This is a genomic window from Cricetibacter osteomyelitidis (assembly GCF_004340985.1).
Lineage (GTDB): Bacteria > Pseudomonadota > Gammaproteobacteria > Enterobacterales > Pasteurellaceae > Cricetibacter > Cricetibacter osteomyelitidis.
The window spans coordinates 52729-75767 of sequence record NZ_SLYB01000009.1 but is presented as its reverse complement, the minus strand read 5'-3'; the positions used below and the strand labels follow the sequence as shown (position 1 = coordinate 75767).

At 39.9% G+C, this 23039-nt stretch carries 15 protein-coding genes; 7 read left to right on the top strand and 8 right to left on the bottom strand.

Going from position 1 to position 23039, the window contains the following annotated elements:
• Positions 1 to 102: 102 nt before the first annotated feature.
• The 7 genes from glgA (at position 103) to EDC44_RS05975 (ending at position 9911) form a co-directional block, all read left to right on the top strand.
• A complete protein-coding gene (gene glgA / locus EDC44_RS06005) occupies positions 103 to 1539 on the top strand; it encodes a glycogen synthase GlgA (RefSeq protein ID WP_131976372.1) in 1437 nt (478 codons plus the stop codon).
• A 23-nt stretch (positions 1540 to 1562) separates the two neighbouring features.
• Positions 1563 to 4028, top strand: coding sequence for a glycogen/starch/alpha-glucan phosphorylase (locus EDC44_RS06000; protein WP_131976370.1), 2466 nt, complete (start codon positions 1563 to 1565; stop codon positions 4026 to 4028).
• Between the two features lie 197 nt (positions 4029 to 4225).
• Positions 4226 to 5206 carry an iron ABC transporter substrate-binding protein gene (locus EDC44_RS05995; RefSeq protein ID WP_165870232.1) on the top strand — a complete coding sequence of 327 codons (981 nt, stop codon included), beginning with the start codon at positions 4226 to 4228 and terminating at the stop codon, positions 5204 to 5206.
• Between the two features lies 1 nt (position 5207).
• A complete protein-coding gene (locus EDC44_RS05990) occupies positions 5208 to 6197 on the top strand; it encodes a FecCD family ABC transporter permease (RefSeq protein WP_131976366.1) in 990 nt (329 codons plus the stop codon).
• Complete coding sequence (locus tag EDC44_RS05985; protein ID WP_131976364.1) at positions 6194 to 6946, top strand: ABC transporter ATP-binding protein; 753 nt, start codon at positions 6194 to 6196, stop codon at positions 6944 to 6946. Before EDC44_RS05990 ends, EDC44_RS05985 begins: the two co-directional genes overlap by 4 nt.
• The gene (locus tag EDC44_RS05980) at positions 6943 to 7746 is read left to right on the top strand and encodes a class I SAM-dependent methyltransferase (RefSeq protein ID WP_131976362.1); all 804 of its coding nucleotides are present in this window, start codon (positions 6943 to 6945) and stop codon (positions 7744 to 7746) included. Before EDC44_RS05985 ends, EDC44_RS05980 begins: the two co-directional genes overlap by 4 nt.
• 143 nt (positions 7747 to 7889) lie before the next feature.
• A complete protein-coding gene (locus EDC44_RS05975) occupies positions 7890 to 9911 on the top strand; it encodes a TonB-dependent receptor plug domain-containing protein (protein ID WP_131976360.1) in 2022 nt (673 codons plus the stop codon).
• Positions 9912 to 9974: 63 nt separating this feature from the next.
• Here EDC44_RS05975 and ppc read toward each other — a convergent pair whose 3' ends face one another.
• The 8 genes from ppc to EDC44_RS05935 form a co-directional block, all read right to left on the bottom strand.
• Positions 9975 to 12611, bottom strand: a complete 2637-nt coding sequence (ppc, locus tag EDC44_RS05970; protein ID WP_131976358.1) for a phosphoenolpyruvate carboxylase — start codon at positions 12609 to 12611, stop codon at positions 9975 to 9977.
• Positions 12612 to 12768: 157 nt separating this feature from the next.
• Entirely contained in the window at positions 12769 to 13884 is a 1116-nt protein-coding gene (locus tag EDC44_RS05965) for an ABC transporter permease (protein ID WP_131976423.1), read from the bottom strand.
• Positions 13885 to 13888: 4 nt separating this feature from the next.
• Positions 13889 to 15214, bottom strand: a complete 1326-nt coding sequence (locus tag EDC44_RS05960; protein ID WP_131976356.1) for an ABC transporter permease — start codon at positions 15212 to 15214, stop codon at positions 13889 to 13891.
• A gap of 10 nt (positions 15215 to 15224) precedes the next feature.
• Positions 15225 to 16595 (bottom strand): Fe-S-containing protein, encoded by a 1371-nt coding sequence (locus EDC44_RS05955; RefSeq protein WP_131976354.1) that lies wholly within the window; start codon positions 16593 to 16595, stop codon positions 15225 to 15227.
• A gap of 70 nt (positions 16596 to 16665) precedes the next feature.
• Complete coding sequence (locus tag EDC44_RS05950) at positions 16666 to 17187, bottom strand: iron transporter (RefSeq protein ID WP_131976352.1); 522 nt, start codon at positions 17185 to 17187, stop codon at positions 16666 to 16668.
• A gap of 29 nt (positions 17188 to 17216) precedes the next feature.
• On the bottom strand, positions 17217 to 19121 hold the full coding sequence (locus tag EDC44_RS05945; protein WP_131976350.1) for an FTR1 family iron permease: 1905 nt from the start codon (positions 19119 to 19121) through the stop codon (positions 17217 to 17219).
• A gap of 410 nt (positions 19122 to 19531) precedes the next feature.
• Entirely contained in the window at positions 19532 to 21670 is a 2139-nt protein-coding gene (gene pta / locus EDC44_RS05940; RefSeq protein WP_131976348.1) for a phosphate acetyltransferase, read from the bottom strand.
• Between the two features lie 64 nt (positions 21671 to 21734).
• The gene (locus EDC44_RS05935; protein ID WP_131976346.1) at positions 21735 to 22937 is read right to left on the bottom strand and encodes an acetate kinase; all 1203 of its coding nucleotides are present in this window, start codon (positions 22935 to 22937) and stop codon (positions 21735 to 21737) included.
• Between the last annotated feature and the right edge of the window lie 102 nt (positions 22938 to 23039).

The following is a 23039-nucleotide window of genomic DNA, read 5'->3' as shown; positions in this document are numbered from 1 at the left end:
TTTCATTGAGAGCGGTTATCGGTCATTTAAAAGTGCGGTGGATTTTAGCAAAATTTTGTAAAAATTGACCGCACTTAATCAGATCAAATAGAGAATAATAGAATGAAAGTATTACATGTTTGCTCGGAGTTGTACCCTCTATTAAAAACCGGCGGATTGGCTGATGTTATGGGGGCATTGCCATTCGCTCAAAAAGAAATCGGATTGGATGCCCGCGTATTATTACCGGCTTATCCGGCCATTATCGCAGGTGTTGAAATTGTCGGCACAGTCGCAGAATTTTATGCATACGGCGGGCAAGTAGCATTGCGTTACGCCGATTACAAAGGCTTAGGCATTTATTTAATTGATGCACCACATTTATATAACCGCATTGGTAATCCGTATCATGACGAATATTATAATGATTATGCCGATAACTACTGCCGTTTTGCATTATTGGGTTGGGTCGGTGCGGAATTATCGACCGGTTTGGATCCCTTCTGGCAGGCGGAAACCGTGCATGCACATGATTGGCACGCGGGCTTAACTTGTGCTTATTTGGCATATAAAGGCCGTCCGGCAAAATCAGTATTTACCATTCATAATTTGGCTTATCAAGGTTATTTCGCCTATCGACATATTTTTGAAATCGGTTTGCCGAGCAGTATGTTTAACGTAAACGGTTTGGAACTGCACGGTCAAATTTCTTACTTAAAAGCCGGCTTATATTATGCCGATGCCGTGACAGCGGTAAGCCCGACATATGCAAAAGAAATTACTACCGACGAATTTGGTTACGGCTTACAGGGGTTATTACGCGGATTAGATGCCGAAGGTAAATTACATGGTATTTTAAACGGTGTGGATGAATCAATTTGGAGTCCGTATAACGATCCTTATATTGAAGAACATTACAAACTTAAAAGCATGACGGGTAAAAAGAAAAACAAAGCCCTATTACAACAAACCTTCAATTTACCGCAAAATCCGGATGCGTTGTTATTTGTGATGGTCACCCGCTTGACAGAACAAAAAGGTGTCGATCTGCTAATTGAAGATGCACACAATATTGTCAAACAAGGCGGACAACTTGTGATTTTAGGCTCTGGAGCACCGCACTTAGAAGGCGCATTACGTTATTTGGCTGAACAAAATCCGCAAAATATCGGTGTGCGTATCGGCTATGACGAAGCCTTATCGCATTTGATTATCGCCGGTGGCGATGTGATTTTAGTGCCGAGCCGCTTTGAGCCTTGTGGATTAACCCAATTATATGGATTAAAATACGGCACCTTGCCATTAGTAAGAAAAACCGGCGGATTGGCAGACACAGTGGTACAGGCGAATGCTGATAATATTAAAGATCGTTCCGCAACCGGCTTCTTATTTGAAGAACCGTCGGCTTGGGCGTTAAATACCGCCATTGATGAAGCCTTTGCTTTATGGCAAAAACAACGCTTATGGTTTAGCGTGCGTACCAATGCGATGGAACAGGATTTTAGCTGGATAATTTCAGCACGCAATTATCAACAATTATATGAACAAATTTCAAGCTAATCTATTTTGGGAGATTTTTTATTATGAGTACTAAACAAGGCGATATTAAATACGAATATCATCGCCCTGAAGTCACCGTTGATGCATTCAAAAAATCAGTGGTTTATAAATTGGTTTTCTTAATCGGCCGTTCGCCGCAAGAAGCGAGCCAACGTGACTGGTTAAACGCAACTTTGCTTGCGGTACGTGATGTGGTTACCGAAAGATGGATGAAAAATGCCGATGTCGCACGTAGCAAAGAAACCCGCCGTGTTTACTATCTTTCTATGGAATTCTTAATTGGCCGTACTTTATCAAATGCCATGTTAGCGGAAGGTTTATATGATGTTGCTAAACAATCTTTAGATGAATTGGGGATTGATTTAGAAGATATAATCGAAAAAGAAGTGGATCCGGGCTTAGGAAACGGTGGCTTAGGCCGTTTAGCCGCATGTTTTATGGATTCCATTGCAACCTTGGATATTCCCGGTATGGGTTACGGTATTCGTTATGAATACGGTATGTTCAGACAATCCATCGAAAACGGTCAGCAAGTAGAAAAACCGGATACTTGGATGGAGAAAGGCACGCCTTGGGAATTTGAACGTCCATCAAAACATTACAGCATTAAATTCGGCGGTCATATTCATTTTGAAGGCAAAAAATGCGTATGGAATCATAGTGAAGAAATCACGGCACAAGCTTATGATCAAATCATTCCCGGTTTTAAAACCAATTCTTCCGCAACGTTGCGTTTGTGGACAGCCCACGCCGGTAATTTATTTAACTTAGCAGACTTCAATAAAGGTGACTATTTCGGTGCCATTGAAGAGCGTTCTGCTAATGAAAACGTATCTCGTGTGTTATACCCGGACGATTCCACTTATAACGGCCGTACATTGCGTTTAAGCCAAGAATATTTCTTAGTTTCAGCATCATTACAAGATATTGTCCGTCGCCATAAATGGACACATGACGGTCGTATTGATAATTTAGCCGATAAAGTGGCAATTCACTTAAATGACACCCACCCGGCGTTGGCAATCCCCGAATTAATGCGTATTTTGGTGGATGAAGAAGGCTTCGCCTGGGGAACCGCTTGGGAAATGTGTACTAAGATTTTCTCATATACCTGCCACACATTAATGAGTGAAGCATTAGAAACCTGGCCGGTAGATATGATCGGTAAATTATTACCTCGTCACTTACAAATGATTTTTGAAATCAACGAGCATTTCTTAGATCATGTGCGTAAATATGTAACGAATGATGATGAGTTTATCCGTCGGGTTTCTTTGGTGGATGAAGGTCATGAACGTCGTGTACGTATGGGCTGGTTGTCTGTGGTAGGTTCACATAAAATTAACGGCGTAGCGGCAATTCACTCTGATTTAATGGTGAAATCAACTTTTGCTGATTTTGCACGAATTTATCCTGAGCGTTTCACTAACGTGACAAACGGAATTACACCGCGTCGTTGGATTGGCGTGGCAAACCCTGAATTATCAGCGTTGTTTGACAGCTATATTGGTGACGAATGGCGTAAAGATCTCAGCCAAATTGCTAAATTGAAAGCTTACGCCAATGATGTAGCGTTCAAAAAATCTGTTGCGGAAATCAAATATGCCAACAAAGTGAAATTGGCAAAATACGTGCGTGAAAACTTAAATATAGAAATCGATCCGAACGCATTATTTGACGTACAGGTTAAACGTATTCACGAATATAAACGTCAAAGTTTGAACGTATTGCATATTGTAACCCGTTATAACCAAATACTGGAAAATCCGGATAAAGATTGGACACCGCGCGTGTTTATCTTGGCAGGTAAAGCGGCCTCTGCTTATGTTGCGGCAAAAGAAACCATTAAATTAATTAATGACATTGCCGATTTAATTAACCATGATGACCGTTTAAAAGGGCGCTTGAAAGTGGTCTTTATTCCTAACTACAGTGTGAGTTTGGCACAGTTAATTATTCCGGCTGCGGATATTTCCGAACAAATTTCTTTAGCAGGTACGGAAGCCTCCGGTACAAGTAATATGAAATTTGCTTTAAACGGTGCATTAACTATCGGTACACTTGATGGTGCAAACGTTGAAATTCTTGAAAACGTCGGTAAAGATAATATCTTCATTTTCGGTAATACGGTTGAGCAAGTAGAAGAGTTACGTCGTAACGGTTACTATCCGATCGATTATTATCAAAAAGATGAAGAGTTACGCAAAGTTATCGATCAGTTAAATTCCGGTTGGTTCTCACCGCGTGAGCCACAGCGTTATAGCGATTTATTACAAGGATGGCAATTCCACGATTATTATCAGGCTTTCGCCGATTATCGCAGTTATGTTGAAACTCAACATTTGGTTGATGAAAAATATAAGGACCAAGCTGCTTGGGTGGAAAGTGCGGTACAAAATATCGTTAATATGGGCTTCTTCTCATCTGACCGTACTATTATGGAATATGCCGATAACATTTGGTATGTTAAACCGACTTCAGTAAAATAATCATTCGTAATCTTAATGCAAAATCCCGTTTGAATCATCTCAAACGGGATTTTTGTTTTATTTGTGATCTGAATCACATTTTATTCCTTTGCCTAAGCTATCAATATAAAATAGAATATATAACGATATCTATTTAAATAAGGAATATAATGAAAAAATATAGAATTTTTTTTGCATCTTTTTTTATAGCAGGAATATTGTTACTTATACCCAATTTTCTTTTTGCCGAAACATCGTTATCTACTTCAGCAGATACCTTACAGAAATCATCAAACGTACAGCGTATACTCAGTGCTGGTCGGGTATCTGATGTATTATTAATGTCTTTAGCACCGGAAAAGCTCGTAGGTATATCTATGGAAAACACGCCGGAGCAAGTAAAAAAATATTTTCCGCTACAAATTCAACATATTGCCAATATCGGACGTTTAGCCGGCCGCGGATCAACCGCACCGCTGGAAAAAATAATGTCCGTTCGACCGGACATCATTATTGATGTAGGCAATGTCAGTAAAGTTTATTTAGATACGGCAGACAAAATAAGCAAACAAACTCATATTTCTTATGTGCTGATTGATGGGAGATTCGATCAAACAACATTTCAAATTGAAGAAACCGCTAAATTAATTGGAGCAACGGAACGTGGCGAGAAATTAGCAAAATTAGCACATCAAATAATGGAGCGAACCCATAAAATCGGACAAAAACAGACCGCACTTCGTGTATATTTCGGACGTAGTGCGGACGGTTTGGAAACGGGTCTTGCGGGTTCTATTCATGCAGAAGTGCTAGATTGGATTGGCGCTATAAATGTGGCTGCAATTGCCGGTGAAAAAATGATGACAAGGGTTTCTATGGAGCAAATTCTACGGTGGGATCCTGATGTAATCATTACTCATGATAAAAATTTTTATGCTGGTTTAATAGCAAAAGCTCCCCTTTGGCAATCGGTAAGTGCGGTTAAAAATCAAAAAATTTATTTAATACCTGCGGAACCTTTCGGTTGGTTAGATCAACCACCGGGCATTAATCGTTTATTAGGAGCCGTATGGTTGGCTCATAAATTATACCCTGAACAACTCAATAAACAGGAAGCCGGAATATTAATTAAAGAATATTTTAATATATTTTATCAATATAACTTATCTGAACAGGAATTAGCATATTTCGGCATTTGATATGAATAAATTTAAATATTGGTTTCCGCCGTTATTTTTATTGGCAAGTATCATCATCGCATTTTTTGCCGGACAATATACGATTTTTCCGACGGAATTGTGGTCTGCCGTGATGCGTATATTTGAACCGGTGCAAAGCAATGCGGAAACGGTGTTGTGGCATATTCGCATACCCCGTATTATCACAGCGGTTTTTGTGGGGGCGGCCTTAGCAGTGGCGGGTGCAACGTATCAGGGAATTTTTAAAAATCCTTTAGTATCACCGGATATTTTAGGTGTGACTGTAGGAGCAGGCTTGGGAGCAGTATTGGCAATTTATTTCGGTTTATCGTTAATGATGGTTCAAGTGGTTGCGTTTATCAGCGGGCTGTGTACGGTATTTTTTGTTTTCAAGATTTCTCAAATAGCCCGTTATCATGATCCGATTTTAGCATTGGTATTGTCTGGTATTGCGGTTGGTGCATTATTGGGAGCAGGAATTTCATTAGTTAAAATTTTATCCGATCCCTACAGCCAGCTTACTACAATTACTTTTTGGTTGTTAGGCAGTTTAAATATGGCAACTTATGAAGATCTGCAAATTGCTGTACCGCTAATTATTATCGGAATAATGCCGTTACTGCTATTACGTTGGAGAATGAATTTACTCAGTCTTAATGATGAAGAAGCAATGGCTTTGGGAATCAATGTACAACGTACAAGATTGGTTTTTATTCTATCCACAACATTAATGACATCCGCTGCCGTATCCATTACCGGAGTGATCGGCTGGATTGGTTTGGTTATCCCCCATATTGCCCGTTTGTGGATTGGTGCTGATTTTCGCCGCTTATTGCCTACCGCACTTACAATGGGGGCGGGATTTTTAGTATTGACAGACACTGTTGCACGAGCCGTTTTTCCTATTGAAGTACCACTTGGTGTGATTACGGCATTTATTGGTGCACCGTTCTTTTTAAGTTTATTAATTAATGGTGGATCAAAAAAATGATCATATTGCAATTAAATCAAGTGGCGGTCGGTTATGGAAAAACACCGGTTGCAGAAAACCTCAACATTAAATTTCAGGCTAATGAAATCGTCTGTTTATTAGGAGCGAATGGTTGTGGTAAAACAACTTTACTCAAAACTATCTTAGGCGTATTAATGCCGTTGAAAGGTAAAATCTTGATTAATCAAATCCCGCAAATACAATGGACAAAACAAGCTCTTGCCCAATTTATCGGTTATGTACCACAGGCCCATCACAGCACTTTCGGTTTTTCCGTAGAAGAAATGGTATTAATGGGACGAAACGCTTATGTGGATTGGTATAGTTCGCCAACAGAAAAGGACAAAGCTATTGTGTTGCAATGTTTGCAACAATTAAATATTGAACATCTTTATCACCGCACTTATTCGCAATTAAGCGGTGGTGAACGCCAGTTGGTATTGATAGCTAGAGCCTTGGCTCAACAGCCGAAATTACTGATTATGGATGAACCTACATCAAATCTTGATTTTGGTAACCAAATCCGGGTATTGGAACAAATTAAGCAACTAAAACAACAAGGGCTATCTATTTTACTTACAACCCACCAACCCAATCATGCTTTGTGTATTGCAGATCGTGCGGTTTTATTGCATCAAGGTAAAATTATGTCGGACGGTATTTGTACTGAAGTTTTAAACTTAGAAAATTTATCTCAAATTTATCAACTGGATAAAAATATATTAGCAAATTGGAGAGTAACTGAATGATCATTAACAACATTGATTTTGGCGAACTGTATCGTAATCATATTCAATTGGCCACTCGCGAGCCAAAACGCCCTGAAGATTGGGATAAAAAAGCGGAACAAATGCTAAACAGTGAATTTGATCTGAACAATGATTATGTACAGGATTTTTTATCCCGGATGATGTTCGGTAATGATGATACGGTGCTTGATGTCGGCTGTGGCGGAGGTGCGATAGGCTTGGCATTAGCGGATAAAGTCAAACAGGTTTATGCCTTGGATTACAGTCCGAAAATGTTAGAAGTAGTCCAACAACGAGCTGAGCGGTTAGGTATTCAAAATATTACGACAATTTTAAACTCTTGGGATGAAAATTGGGAACATATTCCCGAATGTGATATTTGTGTAGCATCTCGTTCTACGATGGTGAATGACATTGAAGATGCTATCTATAAGCTCAATTCTAAAGCCCGAAAAGCGGTATATCTTACAATGACTGTTGATAAGGATTTTATTTCGCAGGATATTCTGCGTTATATCGGACGCGATAGTGTGGGTTTTCCAAGCTATATTTATGCCGTTAATATTTTGCACCAACAAGGTTATCGAGCCACAGTAAATTTTATGGATACTCATAGTTGCATGACTCCCGCACCACAGAAAGTGGATGTGCAGGATTTTATCCGTTCCGTACAGTGGTCAATCGGAGAATTGAATAATAAGGAAATCGCGTTATTGCAACAATATTTTACCAAACATCAAAATAATCTTATCGTTCGCCCGCCACAACGGATTTGGGCATTTGTGAGCTGGCAGAAGTAAGGGTTTTGAGATGATTTATTTTACAGAACAAAAATTCGATGAATTGTTCCCAGAAGATATTAAAGTGAATTAATTTTTTTAATTATCAATATATAAAAAAATATATAATGATATTATTTATAATACATAAGGAAATAACAATCATGAAAAAAACGTTATTGTGTACTGCAATTACTTTAGCTTGTAGCGGAGAAATTTATGCTAGTGATACTTTTCAGCTTGGCGTAATTGAAGTAGCGAGTAAAGCCAGCACGGATGTCAGCACAGCCGTTATTGAACAAGAACAGTTACAGCAAAATCAGATTACCAACGTGGCACAAGTTGCCCGTATTACTCCCGGTGTTTCTTTTGAAAGAAAAGGAGCCAGGAATGAACAAAATATTTTAGTGCGTGGTTTTGGTTCTACTCGTGTGCCGGTATTTATTGATGGTATTCCAGTGTATGTGCCTTATGACGGTAATATGGATTTAGGACGTTTTACGACGTTCGATCTTGCTCAAATCGATATTTCTAAAGGTGTAAGTTCCGTCTTATACGGTTCAAATACACTTGGCGGAGCTATCAATTTAATATCTCATAAACCGACAAAAGAATTAGAAGGTACTATCGGTTATGGTTTCCAAACCGGGCACAATAGTCATACGGCAACAAATCAAACTTATTTTAATCTAGGTACTAAACAAGAATTCTTTTATGCACAAGTCAACGGTAGTTTTTTAGAAAAACAAGGTTTACAGCTTTCTAAGCATTATCGGCAAAATACAGCCGTGAGTGATGAAAATGGCGGCCGTGCCGAAAACTCGGTAAGCCGCGATAAAAAATTTAGTTTAAAAGCTGCTTATACACCCAATGTAACTGATGAATATGCACTATCTTTTACCACACAACGAGGAAAGAAAGAGCAACCGATTTATGCTGGCAACAGTGTAAATGCCCGTGATAGATATTGGCGTTGGCCGGTTTGGGATAAAGACAACGTATATTTCTTATCTCACACAGAATTTACCGGTGGAAAATATTATTTAAATACCAAAGTTTTTTATGATCACTTTAAAAATGATCTAAGTGCTTACGATGATCTAAATTTTACCACACAAGCGGCCAATAGTTCCTTTAACAGTCATTATCGGGATTATTCTTATGGTGGCGGGTTAGAATTTGGAATCAATACATCAGAAAAAAATACACTAAAACTATCCGCACTGTATAAATTTGACGTACACAGAGAAAATAATGACGGTGAACCGGTCGCCCGCAGTGAAGATCGCACATATAGCTTTGGTATAGAAGATACTTATCGTTTTAGCGAACGTACCAATATGATTGTGGGATTGAGTTTTGACCGTCGTGAAGCAATAAAATCACAAAACTATCAGCAAATTACCAGTGGAGTGTATGGTTTATATGATTATGATGTCGGTAATAAAAATGCCTTCAATTATCAAATTAAATTGAATCATAGTTTTGATGAGAATGATGAACTAAGTGTCAGCTACGCTCATAAAACTCGTTTTGCCACAATGAAAGATCGTTATTCTCGCAGTTTGAAGCGTTATAGAACACCAAATCCGTTCTTAAAACCGGAAGTTGCGGATCATTATGAAATTAGCTATTTCCGTACCTTTGATAATTGGTTTAAAGTAGAAAGTGCCGTATTTTATTCGGAAATTCGTGATGCAATCAATGAAGTGCAAACTGGCAATATTACTAAGATAAAAGGAAAACAAGTTTATGAAGTGATGAATAAAAATGTAGGTACGGAAAAATTTGCAGGTGCTGAATTAGGACTTACTGCTTTTGTGAGTGATAAATTAACATTAGGAGCGAATTACACTTATATTCGTGCAAAAAATAAAGAGTCATCCATTATTGTGGCAGATGTACCTAAACATAAATTTTTTGCTTATGCAGATTGGAACATTTTACCGAATTTATCACTCTATATTAGCCAATCTGCTGAAACAGGGCGCTACAGCAGCGATGGCCGTAATTATGTGAAACTATCCGGATTTGGTGTTACTGATGCTAAATTAACTTATAACATCAATAATAATTTCACAATTGATGCCGGGATCTCTAATATTTTCGATAAAAATTATTTTTATACAGAAGGGTATTTGGAAGAAGGGCGTATATATTTCACAAATTTAAAATATACGTTTTAAATAATGATAACAAAAAACGGGCGTTTATATGCCCGTCTATTTTACTTAATTTAATTCCAATAACTACCCCGTATTACGCATACCGGCAGCAATACCGGTGATGGTAATCATCAGGGCTTGTTCTAATTCAGGATTCGGATTTTCCTCTGTACGTAAGCGGCGTAATAATTCCACTTGCAACAAGTTCAGTGGGTCGGTATAAACGTTACGTAACGCAATGGATTCCGCCACCCAAGGCAGGTCAGACATCAATTTATCTTCGTGTGAAAGGGAAAGTACGGTTTTGATGTCTTGTTGTAATTGTGTACGTAGATTTTCACCTAAATACCATAGCTCTTTTTTCACCAAACGTTGATCATAATGTTCGGACAGCCATAAGTCGGTTTTACTGAATAACATTTCCAACATGCCGATACGGGTAGAGAAGAATGGCCAGTCTTTTTGCATTTGATCGATAATTTCCGCTCTACCGTTTTCAATCACTTGGCGGATCGAAGCACCTGCTCCAAGCCACGCCGGTAACATTAAACGGTTTTGCATCCAAGCAAAGATCCAAGGAATAGCACGTAAACTTTCTACACCGCCGTTCGGATTACGTTTTGCCGGGCGGGAACCTAACGGTAATTTACCTAATTCTTGTTCCGGTGTGGCACTACGGAAATATGGCACAAAATCTTTATCGCCACGCACTATGCTGCGGTAAATATCGCAAGAAATATCGGATAATTCATCCATCACTTTACGCCAATCCGCTTTTGGTTCTGGCGGTGGCAATAAGTTGGCTTCTAAGATTGCACTGGCGTATAAATCCAAACTTTGTACCGCAACGGCAGGTAAACCAAATTTGAAACGGATCATTTCGCCTTGTTCGGTTACACGTAAACCGTTTTTCAATGAACGCGGCGGTTGAGAAAGTAATGCAGCATGAGCCGGAGCACCACCACGACCGATTGTACCGCCGCGACCGTGAAATAGGGTTAACTCAATGCTTTGTTTTTCACATAATCTCACTAAGGCTTCTTGTGCACGATATTGTGCCCAAGATGCCGCCATCATACCGGCATCTTTTGCCGAATCGGAATAGCCGATCATAATCATTTGTTTATTGTTGATTACACCGCGATACCAACCTACATTGAATAGCTGGGTCATGACTTCCTCAGACGCGTTTAAATCGTCCAACGTTTCAAATAATGGCACGACAGGCAAGTGATACGGCAGTCCTGCTTCTTTTAATAGTAAATGTACTGCCAACACATCGGAAGCTGTTTGTGCCATTGAAATAATGTAACAAGAAATGACACCTTCGGGTTGTTCTGCGATCACTTTGCAAGTATCCAAAATTTCTTTTGTTTCTGCAGACGGGTGCCAATCACGTGGAATTAACGGACGACGTGAGCTTAACTCACGGATTAAGAAGGCTTGTTTATCATCTTCTGTCCATTGAGCATAATCTCCCAAACCGATATACCGGGTGATTTCTGCAATGGCGTTAGTGTGACGTGTACTTTCCTGACGGATATCCAAACGGGATAATGTTACACCAAAACAACGAATACGGCGTAATACATCAAGCAGCAAACCGTTGGCAATAATACGCATACCGCAGGCTAACAAGGATTGATAGCAATCATAAAGCGGTTCCCATAATTGTTCGTCAAAATAGATCGTATCTTGCAATGAGAAGACCGGCTTGCGATTCGCCAATATATCATTGTAATAGGAGAGTGTGTTTTGTAATTTAGTCCGCAATACTTTGATAACTACACGATACGGTTCAATATCATTACCGTATTTTTCACGAAATTTCGGCGTACATTCCACGATAGATAATTCATCTGAAAGTGCTTTGATATCTTCTAAGAATAATTCTGCCGCTTTCCAACGAGCCATATTTAACACCGTTGCGGTGACACGGGATGTGACAAACGGGTTACCGTCGCGGTCGCCCCCCATCCAAGAAGAAAAACGTGCCGGTGTTAATTCAAGATCTAATTGAATGCCATAATGTTTTTCCAAATGAAAGTTTAATTGACGGCAAAATTCCGGTACGGCATTCCATAAACTGTTTTCTATAAATGCCATTCCCCATTTTGCTTCATCAATCGGAGTAGGGCGTTTAGTGCGAATTTCATTAGTATGCCAGGCAAGTGCAATGTGTTGTAACAAACGACGTTTAATTTTGCGTTCTTCCTGTTCGGTCAAATCACTGTGTTCCAAACGGCTTAAACAACGATTGATTTCCACATGTTTATGTACTAAAGATCGGCGTGTGGTTTCTGTCGGGTGAGCGGTTAGGACAATTTCAACCAATAATTTTTCTACGGTTTTTATCACTTGTTCGGCAGGCACTTTTTGTGCCGCCAAACGTTCAAATAATGCCCCTAAAGAACGTTCGGAAGAAGCCGTATCTTGGTGATGACGGGAAATTGTCTGATATTGTTCGGCAATATTAGCCAGATTTAAAAAATGGCTGAATGCACGGGCCACAGGGATAATATTATTACTGGAAATATTGGCAAGCGTATCAACTAATTGATTTCTTGCTTTTTCGTCGCCGTTACGCGAATTACGTGAAAGTACACGGATATTCTCAATTAAATCAAGAATTTCGCTACCTTGTACATCGCTGATAGTTTCACCTAAAAAACGCCCTAACATATTAATGTTATTACGCATTGTATTATATTCAGAAGTCATAACCACTCCAGTATTGAAAATTAAAAATTACTGGAAATAGGTATATCAAAAAACCGCACTTAAGGCAAACAAGATTTATTTCAAAAAATAAAAATATTCATTTTTATTGATTTATATCTTGTTATTTACCTTAAAAGTGCGGTTTGATTTAAGAAAATTATTCGCCTTTTAATATTTTTGCAGTTTCTATTTGTAATGCACGACGCGTAGGTACAATGACAGCGATAAATGCTACTAATAAAGAAACGATGATAGTCAACGGAATAACGGGGAAACGTATATCAATGGTCGCTTTGAAAACCGTCAGTCCTAATATTTGAGCCAGAATATAGCCTAAAATTAAGCCTGAAACCATCGCACTTATAGCAATAATCAGAATTTCCGTTCCGATTTGTTTGATAATATCTTGGCGTTTAGCACCCAGTGCTTTTTGCAAAGCAAATTCTTTGGCACGTTCACTCACAATGGCAATCAATGTGGTGTTTACACAAAGAGTCGCTAAAATCAAAATAACTACGGAAATAATCCCCATCAATCCTTTGATCTTATCTAAAATCTGTCCCTCGGAAGCAGAAACTTTACGAATAGGTCGAATATCTAGATTGGGGTATTGTTGCTGTAAAGTGTGAGCAAATTGCTCCACTTGTCCTTGATCGTTTTTTACATTAAGTAAGGCATTATTGATGAGACCTTCTTTTTCCAACCAGTTTTGAGCAAATTCTAAATTGACGATCAGCATACTATCGGTCGCATCACCGGATTCTACAATAGCTTTAATATTAAAGGTTTGTTTTTCCACGGCGTTTTTACTTAACGTAATTTTATTCCCGATCTTCAAATTTAACCGTTCCGCCAAGGTTTTGCCAATCATGACATTGCGATCATCAAAATTGACAGTGACTTGCGAACCGTTAATTTGCCAGTAAGGTGTTAGTGTCGGCATGGCATCATAGTGCACACCCATGATAACAATTTTTTCCAAATCACTGCGGGTTACGCCGTATAAATAGGGGCTGGCAGCAGTAATTAAGCCTGTCGGCGCTTGGTTGATAATTTGATTAACCGTGCTTTCCGACACCAATTCACCGCTGGCGGAACCAATATAAAAATTTGCACCGAAAGTCCGTAATTCTTGGCTCATTTTCGTATTAATATCGAAATACACGGCTGACATAGCCGTCACGATGCCGGCTCCCACGGTAAGTGCGGCAAAGATAATAAATACCCGTTGCAAGCGTAAACGTAATGCACGAAAAATAAGCCGCCAGAACATAGATTTAGCGTCCATAAAGCACCTCCACCGGATATAAACGGGCAATGCGGTGAGCAGGGAACCAAGTACCGAGCAGAGCGATTATTACAGAGAGCACTAAAACGCAAGGCACTACAATCCAAGTAAAACTTAATGGTGAACCGAATAGTGCAGCACCGATAAATTTGGCTAATCCCCAACCGGCAATGCAACCGAAGATACCGCCGATTAAGGCGCTAAGTACCGCTTCACAATAAAACAATAAGGTAATTTGCCATTGATATGCCCCTAATGCTTTCATCAAACCGATTTCTTTACTGCGTTCGATGATCGTAGTAGTCATTAAAGAAGCGATTCCCATTGCCGCGGCCACTAAGGCTGCAACGGTCACGACGGCTAACAATAATTGAATTTTCTCAATTACCACCCCTTCGGATGCCGCTACTTGCCAAATCGGGCGAACAATTGCACCCGAAATAGCTTCTTCCAGCTGGTGAGAAATGGACGACACATAAGCGGTGCAATACCAACGATCATATTCTTTGGCATCCAAGGCTTCCACATCTTTACGGGCTTTACGGGACAGTTCATTTTCCGGTACAGTGAGTGCGGACACTTTAATTGCCTGTACTTTACCCGGTAAATCTAATAAATTTTGTACCGCACTTAACGGCATAACTAATTGTTGTTCTTCATCGCCACCGCTAGAAAGCACGCCGGTAATTTGAATTTGAAGCTGATTTTGTACTTCATCATTGTGATAATTCAAGGTAACCGTATCACCGATTTTCCATTGTGTTTGATTTGCCAGCTGCGAACCGATTAATGCCGGCACGATTGTCGGCAGTTCATCTTTAAAATCATCAGGCCATTCGCCGCTGACCTGCCAAAACGGACTGATAATTTTTTGTCCGGTGTGATAGCTGTCATCATCGGCAATGGCAATATTATGATCGAAAAACGTACCTAAAATTTTGACGTTTTTAACCGCACTTTGATCGGCACTATCGCTTAATTGTGCCTGCACTTCAGTTTGTAAGAGTGGTGCAAAACCGACAATATTATTTCCCCAGAAAATATCCTTAACGTTAGGGAGTTCTTTTTCATCTAAGAAATCCTGACTGGAGAGATCGGCACTGCCTGCTATTTCCGGTAACACAGCACTGCTTGCGGGCTCCACTAAAATATTGGCACCGTAAGATTTCAGTTCTTTAGCCATTTTATCGCCGATATCAATGGACACGGCCAATAGAGCAGAAATTAATCCGGAAGCAAGAAAAATGGTGAGCACAGCTAACATTTTTCGTCGCAGATTATGCTTCCAAGATTGTAATATCATTCTAAATAACATTATTTCACCATTATTTTATATATTGTTCCGGATTATCGCGGAATAAATTTAAGTTTTGTTCTGTGGCAAAGAAATAAGTTTTACCGTCATAATTATATTTATGATCTGTTTTGGTATTTTTCATTTTGCTACCGTCAACGGGATCCGTTACTTCAATTTCTACAATGGTAGAGAAGTAATTTAAGCCGTCTTCCAAAATATCTTTGCTTAAAATGACCGCACTTTCCGATTGTTGCCAGCCTTCAATTGGTACAGGGTTACAACCGCCGGACTTGCCGATGGACGGAATAAATAAATACACCCCGCAACCGACACATACCACTTGGTTATCTTGCATCACGTAACCTTGGTCGCCGCACAAAATACAAGCGTCAAATACCACGGCTAAATTTAACCGTTCAGGCTGTTTATTGATAATAAAGAAGCGGACGGCTTTGCCTTCATCGGAAATCCAAACAAAGCGGTGCAATTTACCGTCTTTTACTTGTTCGATTGGAATTTCGATTTTATTTCCGGCATTGAGCGTAACCGGTTTAGCCTCTGATAATCTTGGCGGTTGAGACGCTACTTTATCCCAATATAGTTGGCTGGTGACAATGAGCAATATGCCGCACAATCCCCACAATAATAGATGTTTTGCAGAACGGAAAAGTGCCGTTTTTTTGCGTTTTTCAATTAAATCTGTTTCTGTTGCCATAATGTGATAGCGGGGGAGATAAATTTTTGCTGTGAAAATCAGCATTAACATGACTAACAGAGCCGCACAGATATAATTATTAAATTCAGCCAAATTCGTGGCTTTTGCAACAAAACTTAACCGCACTTTAGTGAGTTCGATGAGCTGCAATTTCATCAGGTTAAGCAGAATATCACTGAAAATAGGAATGGCGATAAGTATCAGTAATAATCCCCACAGATAGACATTTAGCTTGCTGATTTTTTCCGTGCGTAGCATAAAATATAGCCAGGCAGCAAGGAAAATACATAATAATAAGCCGAGAATGATCGCTGCAATATTGAGTATAAAATCGGTATTAATTACATCGGTACTTGTGATTGCCGCAAGATTGGGATCTCGATACCATTGTAATAGGGCGATAACGGCTAATAACCCGCTAAAAGTGCGGTTGATTTTTTCTGAATTTAATCGATAGGCTACGGGGAGTAATAGCAATATAACCAGAATAATCAGATTAAAAATAAGTAGGCTGAGCTGTGATTTTAATGGAATCAGAGTCAGAGAGAATGCGATGATCACGCTGAAAAAAAGCGTGCTTTTGAGTTTTTTGAGATCAACGGTAGGACTATTAGCCCAAATACAGCCGAGTAATAAGGCAAAAGGAAGAACGCTTTGTAAAAAATGAGTAAAGAAGTAGTTCATAGTGAAATTATCGAATTTAAACTCTCTCCCGCAAACGGGAGAGATGTCACGTAATGACAGAAAGGACCTATTAATTCAAACCGGTATATTTGAAATCGAAACTTACATCAAACGGTTTCCACCAACGACCTACGCCGGTTTCGCTGTCGGTATGACGGTGCATACCTGCTTTTGACGGAGGATCGATATGGTAAGTCACTTTATAGTTACCTACGCCCATCATTTTGATGTTTGCACCATAGTGCGGACCGTCACCGGCAACCATCGGCATGAAAGTACCTTCTTGTTTTGCACCGGTATCGGTATTCACTAAAGTATAGTTAATGGTTAAGTACGGCATCCATTCGCCTTCGCCGAATCCGTTTTTGTTTCCTTTCACAGAATGAATATCCGCTTCCAAGTGGATATCGGAATCTTTCGCCGCTAAGCCCATGCCGCGCGGTTCCATATCAATCGGTTGTAAATAAACCGCTGCAATTTCCATTCCATTCATGGTAACCGGTTCACCTGCCGGATATTCTTTAAATGCAAATGCAGAAGGAGCAGCAACAATGCTGGCAAGAAGTGCGGTTGCAAGAAGTGTTTTTTTCATACAATTTTCCTTTTGGTAATGATACAAGTTTATGCTGTTTTTTTACTTTGACGTTTCATAATAATCAATGCAAAAATCGCAGCGACGATTAAAATAAATTGAGGTACTAAGGTTTCTACATAAGGGTAGATACCAAGCAATGGAATTTCAGGTACACCGCTAAGTAACGTCGGTTCAAATAATTTACCTTCGATAAGCTCCAATACGCTCTTACCGGCAAATACGAATGCCATTAGATACATAAAACTACCAGTAAATAAGAAGAACGGTTTGAGCGGTAATTTCACCACAGTGTAACGCATGATAAAGTAGCAGACGGCCAAAATGACCACACCTACCGTAAAGCCGCCTAAAAGATATAAATAACTGACCGCACTTTGGGCATCGCTGACTAAGGCGTAATAAAATAATACGGTTTCGGCACCTTCACGATAGACCGCCAAGAAGCTGGTGAACCATAATCCGATAAGAGAACCTGTGGTCAGCGCAGCAGACATTTTACCTTCCAAATAGCGTTTCCAGTTTTGGGCTTCCACTTTTGACAGCAACCAATAGCTCATGGAGAACAGCATGATTACGGCGATAATCATGGTAAAGCCTTCCAGTAATTCACGGTTAGCACCGGAATTTTCAAATACCAGTTGGAATAAATATGCAGTGACGAAACTGGCACCTAATGCCACATAAACGGAATTGCGAATAACAGGCAGTTTATCTTGGTGGTTGTTTTTCACCATATATGCCACAATCGCGGCAACGATCAATAATGCTTCCAAACCTTCACGCAGAATGATCAACAAACTGTATAAGAACATTCCCCAATCGCTTTGATTTTCACCTTGCAACATGGTGACCGCTTGTGTCAAGCCTTGCTGTAAACCGCTTGCTTGAGCCTGTAACTTATCTACCGATTCATTGGCTTTAATCAAACTCACCAAGCGGGTGAAGAAGCCTTCTAATTGTGTTTTGAAATTAGCATCACGGGAACCGATTTTGTTTTCCATTCCGCTATTTTCAAATACATCGAAATAAGTATCCTGCACCGCCATCATTGCTTTTTTACCATCACCGTTTTGATAGGTTTGAATAGCCTGCTGAATACGATTATTAATTTCTGTTGTAACGGCATTCCAATCTTGCGAATTATCTACCGCACTTTCAGTTGCCGGGCTTGCCGTGTTTGCTTGAACGACTTGATCTTCGCGTGTGGTCGGTAATTGCGGCAGTTGATCTTCAATATCTTGCAGCAATGTCGTAATTTGGTAGCCTAATGCCGTGATTTGATCAGGTTGTTCGCTTAAACGAATTAAATCATAAAATTGTTGATTAATCTCAGCAGAAATTGATGCGGAACGATTTTGACGAATAGAGGTTTCCATTTCGGAATTTTTAAAGCCGTCATATTGTGCTTTTTGCACGGCTTGTTTGGCTTCTGCAAATTTACCGGCTTGATAATCCGCCATTGCTTGGGCTAATTGATCGTCAATAGTTTTGAAACTGTTTTGCCAATGCACGGCAATTTCATTGTTACTATATACACCATGCTGACCTTCCGCATTTAACTGATGGCCGTCCCCTAATGTCGGCAACACTTCTTGTAATTCGGCTTTTAATTCGTTAATTTTTGTTTGTACATCGGCCAACGATTTGCCTTCGGTAATCATTTTGCGTATTTCACCAAAAGCCGCCTCCATTTGGTAGCTTTTTTGTGCGGAAAAGTTAATACGGATAGGACCCTCTAAATTTTCAAACACTTCGAAATAAGCCATTTGTACTGTGGTTTTAGCATCATCAATTTGATTTTGTTGGTAGAGAAGTGCAGTCTGATCCAGGCGAGATTCAATATCCTCAACCCAAGCTTGATAATTTTCTGCTTGCACGGGGTGGATAAATAAAACGGAACATAAAAAAATAAAAAGATAACGGACGAACATACAAACAGACTCTTAATTTAAATGCGAATAAATTTAATTTGCTAATACATTATGCTTATTTGTGACGGAATGCAAGAAAAAGATGATAACTGTTATCAATTTGTAACATAAATCAAGCTTTTGGAAGAGCGTAATTTAGGCAAAAGTTTGAAGTAGCTCACAAAATTGGAAAATAACATTACTTTTTGTGTTGTTTTATTTGCACATGGCAAACAAATTCTTTATCCTATCGCCATAAAAAATAAGTGCTATTTTTAAATAGCCGATATATTTTGCTTTCCGAGTAGCACCCTGAGTCAGGGTGCTTTTTTTTATTCGGTGAAATTAGTATGCTGAGTGTTTAAAACTTTCTAAAAAATAACCGCACTTTAATGGCTTAAAGTGCGGTTAAAAATCACAACGTTTTAGGCTTATTGTGTCGCTTGAATTGCCGTTAATGCAATTGTATAAACAATATCATCAACTAACGCACCGCGCGATAAGTCATTTACCGGTTTACGCATACCTTGTAACATCGGACCGATAGAAACCAAATCTGCAGAACGTTGTACCGCTTTATAGGTCGTGTTACCGGTATTTAAATCCGGGAACACGAAGACGGTCGCTTTACCCGCAACCGGCGAATTTGGTGCTTTGGATTTTGCTACGTCTTCCATTACCGCCGCATCATATTGTAATGGTCCGTCAATCACTAGATCCGGGCGTTTTTCTTTCGCGATACGGGTCGCTTCTTTCACTTTCTCTACATCTGCACCGGAACCAGATGTGCCGGTAGAGTAGGAAATCATCGCTACTTTCGGATCGATACCGAATGCTTTGGCGGAATCCGCAGATTGAATCGCGATTTCTGCTAATTGTTCCGCATTCGGATCTGGGTTCACTGCACAGTCACCATACACTAATACTTGATCCGGCAATAACATAAAGAAGATAGAAGAAACAATCGAGCTGCCCGGTGCGGTTTTGATGATTTGCATCGGCGGACGAATCGTATTTGCTGTGGTATGAACCGCACCGGATACTAAACCGTCAACTTCGTCGGCTTCTAACATCATGGTGCCGAGCACTACGTTATCCAGTAACTGTTCGCGGGCAAGCACTTCAGTCATACCTTTTGCTTTGCGTAATTCCACTAAACGGGCAACATAGCCTTCACGCACATCCGCAGGGTTAATCACGGTAATGCCTTTGCCTAATTGAACACCTTGTGCTTCCGCAACGCGTTGAACTTCATTCGGATCTGCCAATAAGATACATTCTGCGATACCGCGTTCAGCACAAAGTACGGCAGCTTTTATGGTACGTGGTTCATCACCTTCAGGTAATACAATGCGTTTTTTCGCATTACGAGCGGCTTCGGTTAAGTTGAAACGAAATGCAGGCGGAGATAAACGACGAACGCGAGTTGAAGTTGCCACTAAAGAATCGATGAAGTCGGCATCAAACGTGTCGCTCATGTATTGTTTGATATTATCAATACGTTCTTTATCGTCTACCGGCACTTCGAGGTTAAAGCTTTGTAAGTTTAACGCAGTTTGCCATGTATTGCCTTCCACGCGGAAGATCGGTAAACCGCTGCTTTCGAATGCATGTGCACATAATTTTTTAATTTGTGCGTCCACTTTATAACCGCCGGTAAGCAATAATCCGCCTAATTGAACACCATTTGCACAGGCTAATGCTGTTGCTACTATAACATCCGGACGATCCGCAGAAGAAACTAACAATGTGCCGGTACGGAAGTGTTCTACCATGTTCGGTAAATGGCGGGCACAGAAGGTGATGCTTTGAATACGACGAGATTGAATTTCGCCTTCGTTAAGAATAGCCGCCCCTAAATGTTTTGCCAGATCAATGGTTCTGGTGGCAATTAAATCCGCTTTCCATTCCGCACAAGCAAGTAATTTAATCGGGCTGTTTGCGAATAATTTTTTCACTTCTGTAACGTTACTATGTGCATGTTGGAATGAATCAAAGATTTCTGTCATATCCGGACGAGTACGACCTGATTCATCAATCGGTGCGTTAAATTTATTAATGAATACGCCGAGAATATTCGGGTTATTTTTACCGCCGAATGCAGAAGCCGTTGCTTCTACGCGTTCTTTTAATTCAGCCGGAGTTTCTGTTGCCGGCGCGGCAACCAACACGATTTCCGCATCCAATGCTTGAGCGATTTCATAGTTTACGCGGGTTGCATAAGTGTTTTTGCGCGTTGGAATTAATCCTTCCACAACAATTAAATCATTGTTTCTTGTTAAAGTTTGATGCTGTTCCACAATTTTTTCTAACAATACGTCAGATTGGTTTTGACCGATCAATGATTCCGCTACACTTAACATAAACGGTTCGGCCGTTTCAATCGTGGTGCTTGTGCGAACGATAGAGGTGGTACGATCCAGAGTATCTTCACCGGAAATCGGTTGGGAAATAGGCTTCATAAAACCGACTTTTGCCCCTTTTTGCTCCAATGAATGAATCAAACCAAGACTAACACTGGTTAATCCTACACCGGTGCTGACAGGAATAAGAATAATAGTACGAGACATAATAAACCTTATTTTTGTTTTAATGAAAAAAGAAACTGCCGATAAATCGGCAGCTTAACGATTATTATTTAATGCAAAGACGAGCTGTGTCTTGTGCGATTACTAATTCTTCATTAGTTGGGATAACCATTGCAATCGGTGTACCGTCAGCGGTAATCACACCTTCGTTACCGAAACGTGCTGCAAGGTTTTTTTCGTTATCAATTTGATAACCGAATAATTTTAAGTGATTTAGCGTAATTTCACGCACGTGTGCAGAGTTTTCACCGATACCGCCGGTAAATACGATTGCATCTAGACGTTCGCCGATGACAGCCATATAAGAACCGATGTATTTCGCTAAACGATAGCAGTACACATCTAAAGCACGTTTTGCCGGTACTTCTTTTTCATAGTTGTCTTCTGCATAACGGCAGTCGCTGGTAATCTCGGTCAAACCAAGTAAACCTGATTTTTTGGTTAAAGTTTCGTTGATTTCCGCCACGCTCATACCTAATGTATCGTGCATATAGAATACGATAGCCGGGTCGATATCACCACAACGCGTACCCATTACCAAACCTTCTAACGGAGTTAAACCCATAGAGGTATCAATACATTTGCCATGACGAACCGCACTTATAGAACCACCGTTACCCAAGTGGCAGGTGATTACATTAACTTTGTCTTCCGCTACACCTAAACGGTTTGCCACTTCACGACTAACAAAGAAATGGCTGGTACCGTGAGCACCGTAACGACGTACGCCGTGTTCTTTGTATAAAGAGTATGGTAATGCGTATAAATAGGCTTCTTCAGGCATTGTTTGATGGAATGCAGTATCAAATACTACAACATTTTTATCTTTTAAATGTGGGAAGATTTTAAACGCTTCTTTAATACCGATTAAGTGTGCCGGGTTATGAAGCGGTGCAAATTGGATTGCTTCTTCAATACCTTTCACTACTTCGTCGGTTACAATAACAGATGAAGTAAATTTTTCACCGCCGTGAACGATACGGTGGCCAATTGCAACAATACCTTCTTGTAATTCAGGATCTAAAGAGAAGATATTATCTACCATAAATTTCAATGCTTCACTATGTGCCGCACCCGCACCTAAATCGGCTTGTCCTTTCTCGCCATGCAATTTCCACTTAATACGGGCTTCCGGTAAGTAAAACGCTTCGGCTAAACCGGATAATTTTTCTTCACCGGATTGAGGATTAAGGATAGCAAATTTTAGAGATGAACTACCGCAGTTAAGGATAAGTACTAATTTTGACATTGTGTTATAACCTATTGGATTAAATTAAAAAAACAATTCATTCCAAGTAACCCATAGAATGAATCCGCATAAAAGGCTTACTGGTATAGGATACACTTTTAT

What these genes read in the sequence shown, in the direction of transcription:
- glgA (WP_131976372.1), top strand. Translation starts at nt 103, where the DNA reads ATGAAAGTATTACATGTTTGCTCGGAGTTGTACCCTCTATTAAAAACC.
- EDC44_RS06000 (WP_131976370.1), top strand. Translation starts at nt 1,563, where the DNA reads ATGAGTACTAAACAAGGCGATATTAAATACGAATATCATCGCCCTGAA.
- EDC44_RS05990 (WP_131976366.1), top strand. Translation starts at nt 5,208, where the DNA reads ATGAATAAATTTAAATATTGGTTTCCGCCGTTATTTTTATTGGCAAGT.
- EDC44_RS05985 (WP_131976364.1), top strand. Translation starts at nt 6,194, where the DNA reads ATGATCATATTGCAATTAAATCAAGTGGCGGTCGGTTATGGAAAAACA.
- EDC44_RS05980 (WP_131976362.1), top strand. Translation starts at nt 6,943, where the DNA reads ATGATCATTAACAACATTGATTTTGGCGAACTGTATCGTAATCATATT.
- EDC44_RS05975 (WP_131976360.1), top strand. Translation starts at nt 7,890, where the DNA reads ATGAAAAAAACGTTATTGTGTACTGCAATTACTTTAGCTTGTAGCGGA.
- ppc (WP_131976358.1), bottom strand. Translation starts at nt 12,611, where the DNA reads ATGACTTCTGAATATAATACAATGCGTAATAACATTAATATGTTAGGG.
- EDC44_RS05965 (WP_131976423.1), bottom strand. Translation starts at nt 13,884, where the DNA reads ATGTTCTGGCGGCTTATTTTTCGTGCATTACGTTTACGCTTGCAACGG.
- EDC44_RS05960 (WP_131976356.1), bottom strand. Translation starts at nt 15,214, where the DNA reads ATGTTATTTAGAATGATATTACAATCTTGGAAGCATAATCTGCGACGA.
- EDC44_RS05955 (WP_131976354.1), bottom strand. Translation starts at nt 16,595, where the DNA reads ATGAACTACTTCTTTACTCATTTTTTACAAAGCGTTCTTCCTTTTGCC.
- EDC44_RS05950 (WP_131976352.1), bottom strand. Translation starts at nt 17,187, where the DNA reads ATGAAAAAAACACTTCTTGCAACCGCACTTCTTGCCAGCATTGTTGCT.
- EDC44_RS05945 (WP_131976350.1), bottom strand. Translation starts at nt 19,121, where the DNA reads ATGTTCGTCCGTTATCTTTTTATTTTTTTATGTTCCGTTTTATTTATC.
- pta (WP_131976348.1), bottom strand. Translation starts at nt 21,670, where the DNA reads ATGTCTCGTACTATTATTCTTATTCCTGTCAGCACCGGTGTAGGATTA.
- EDC44_RS05935 (WP_131976346.1), bottom strand. Translation starts at nt 22,937, where the DNA reads ATGTCAAAATTAGTACTTATCCTTAACTGCGGTAGTTCATCTCTAAAA.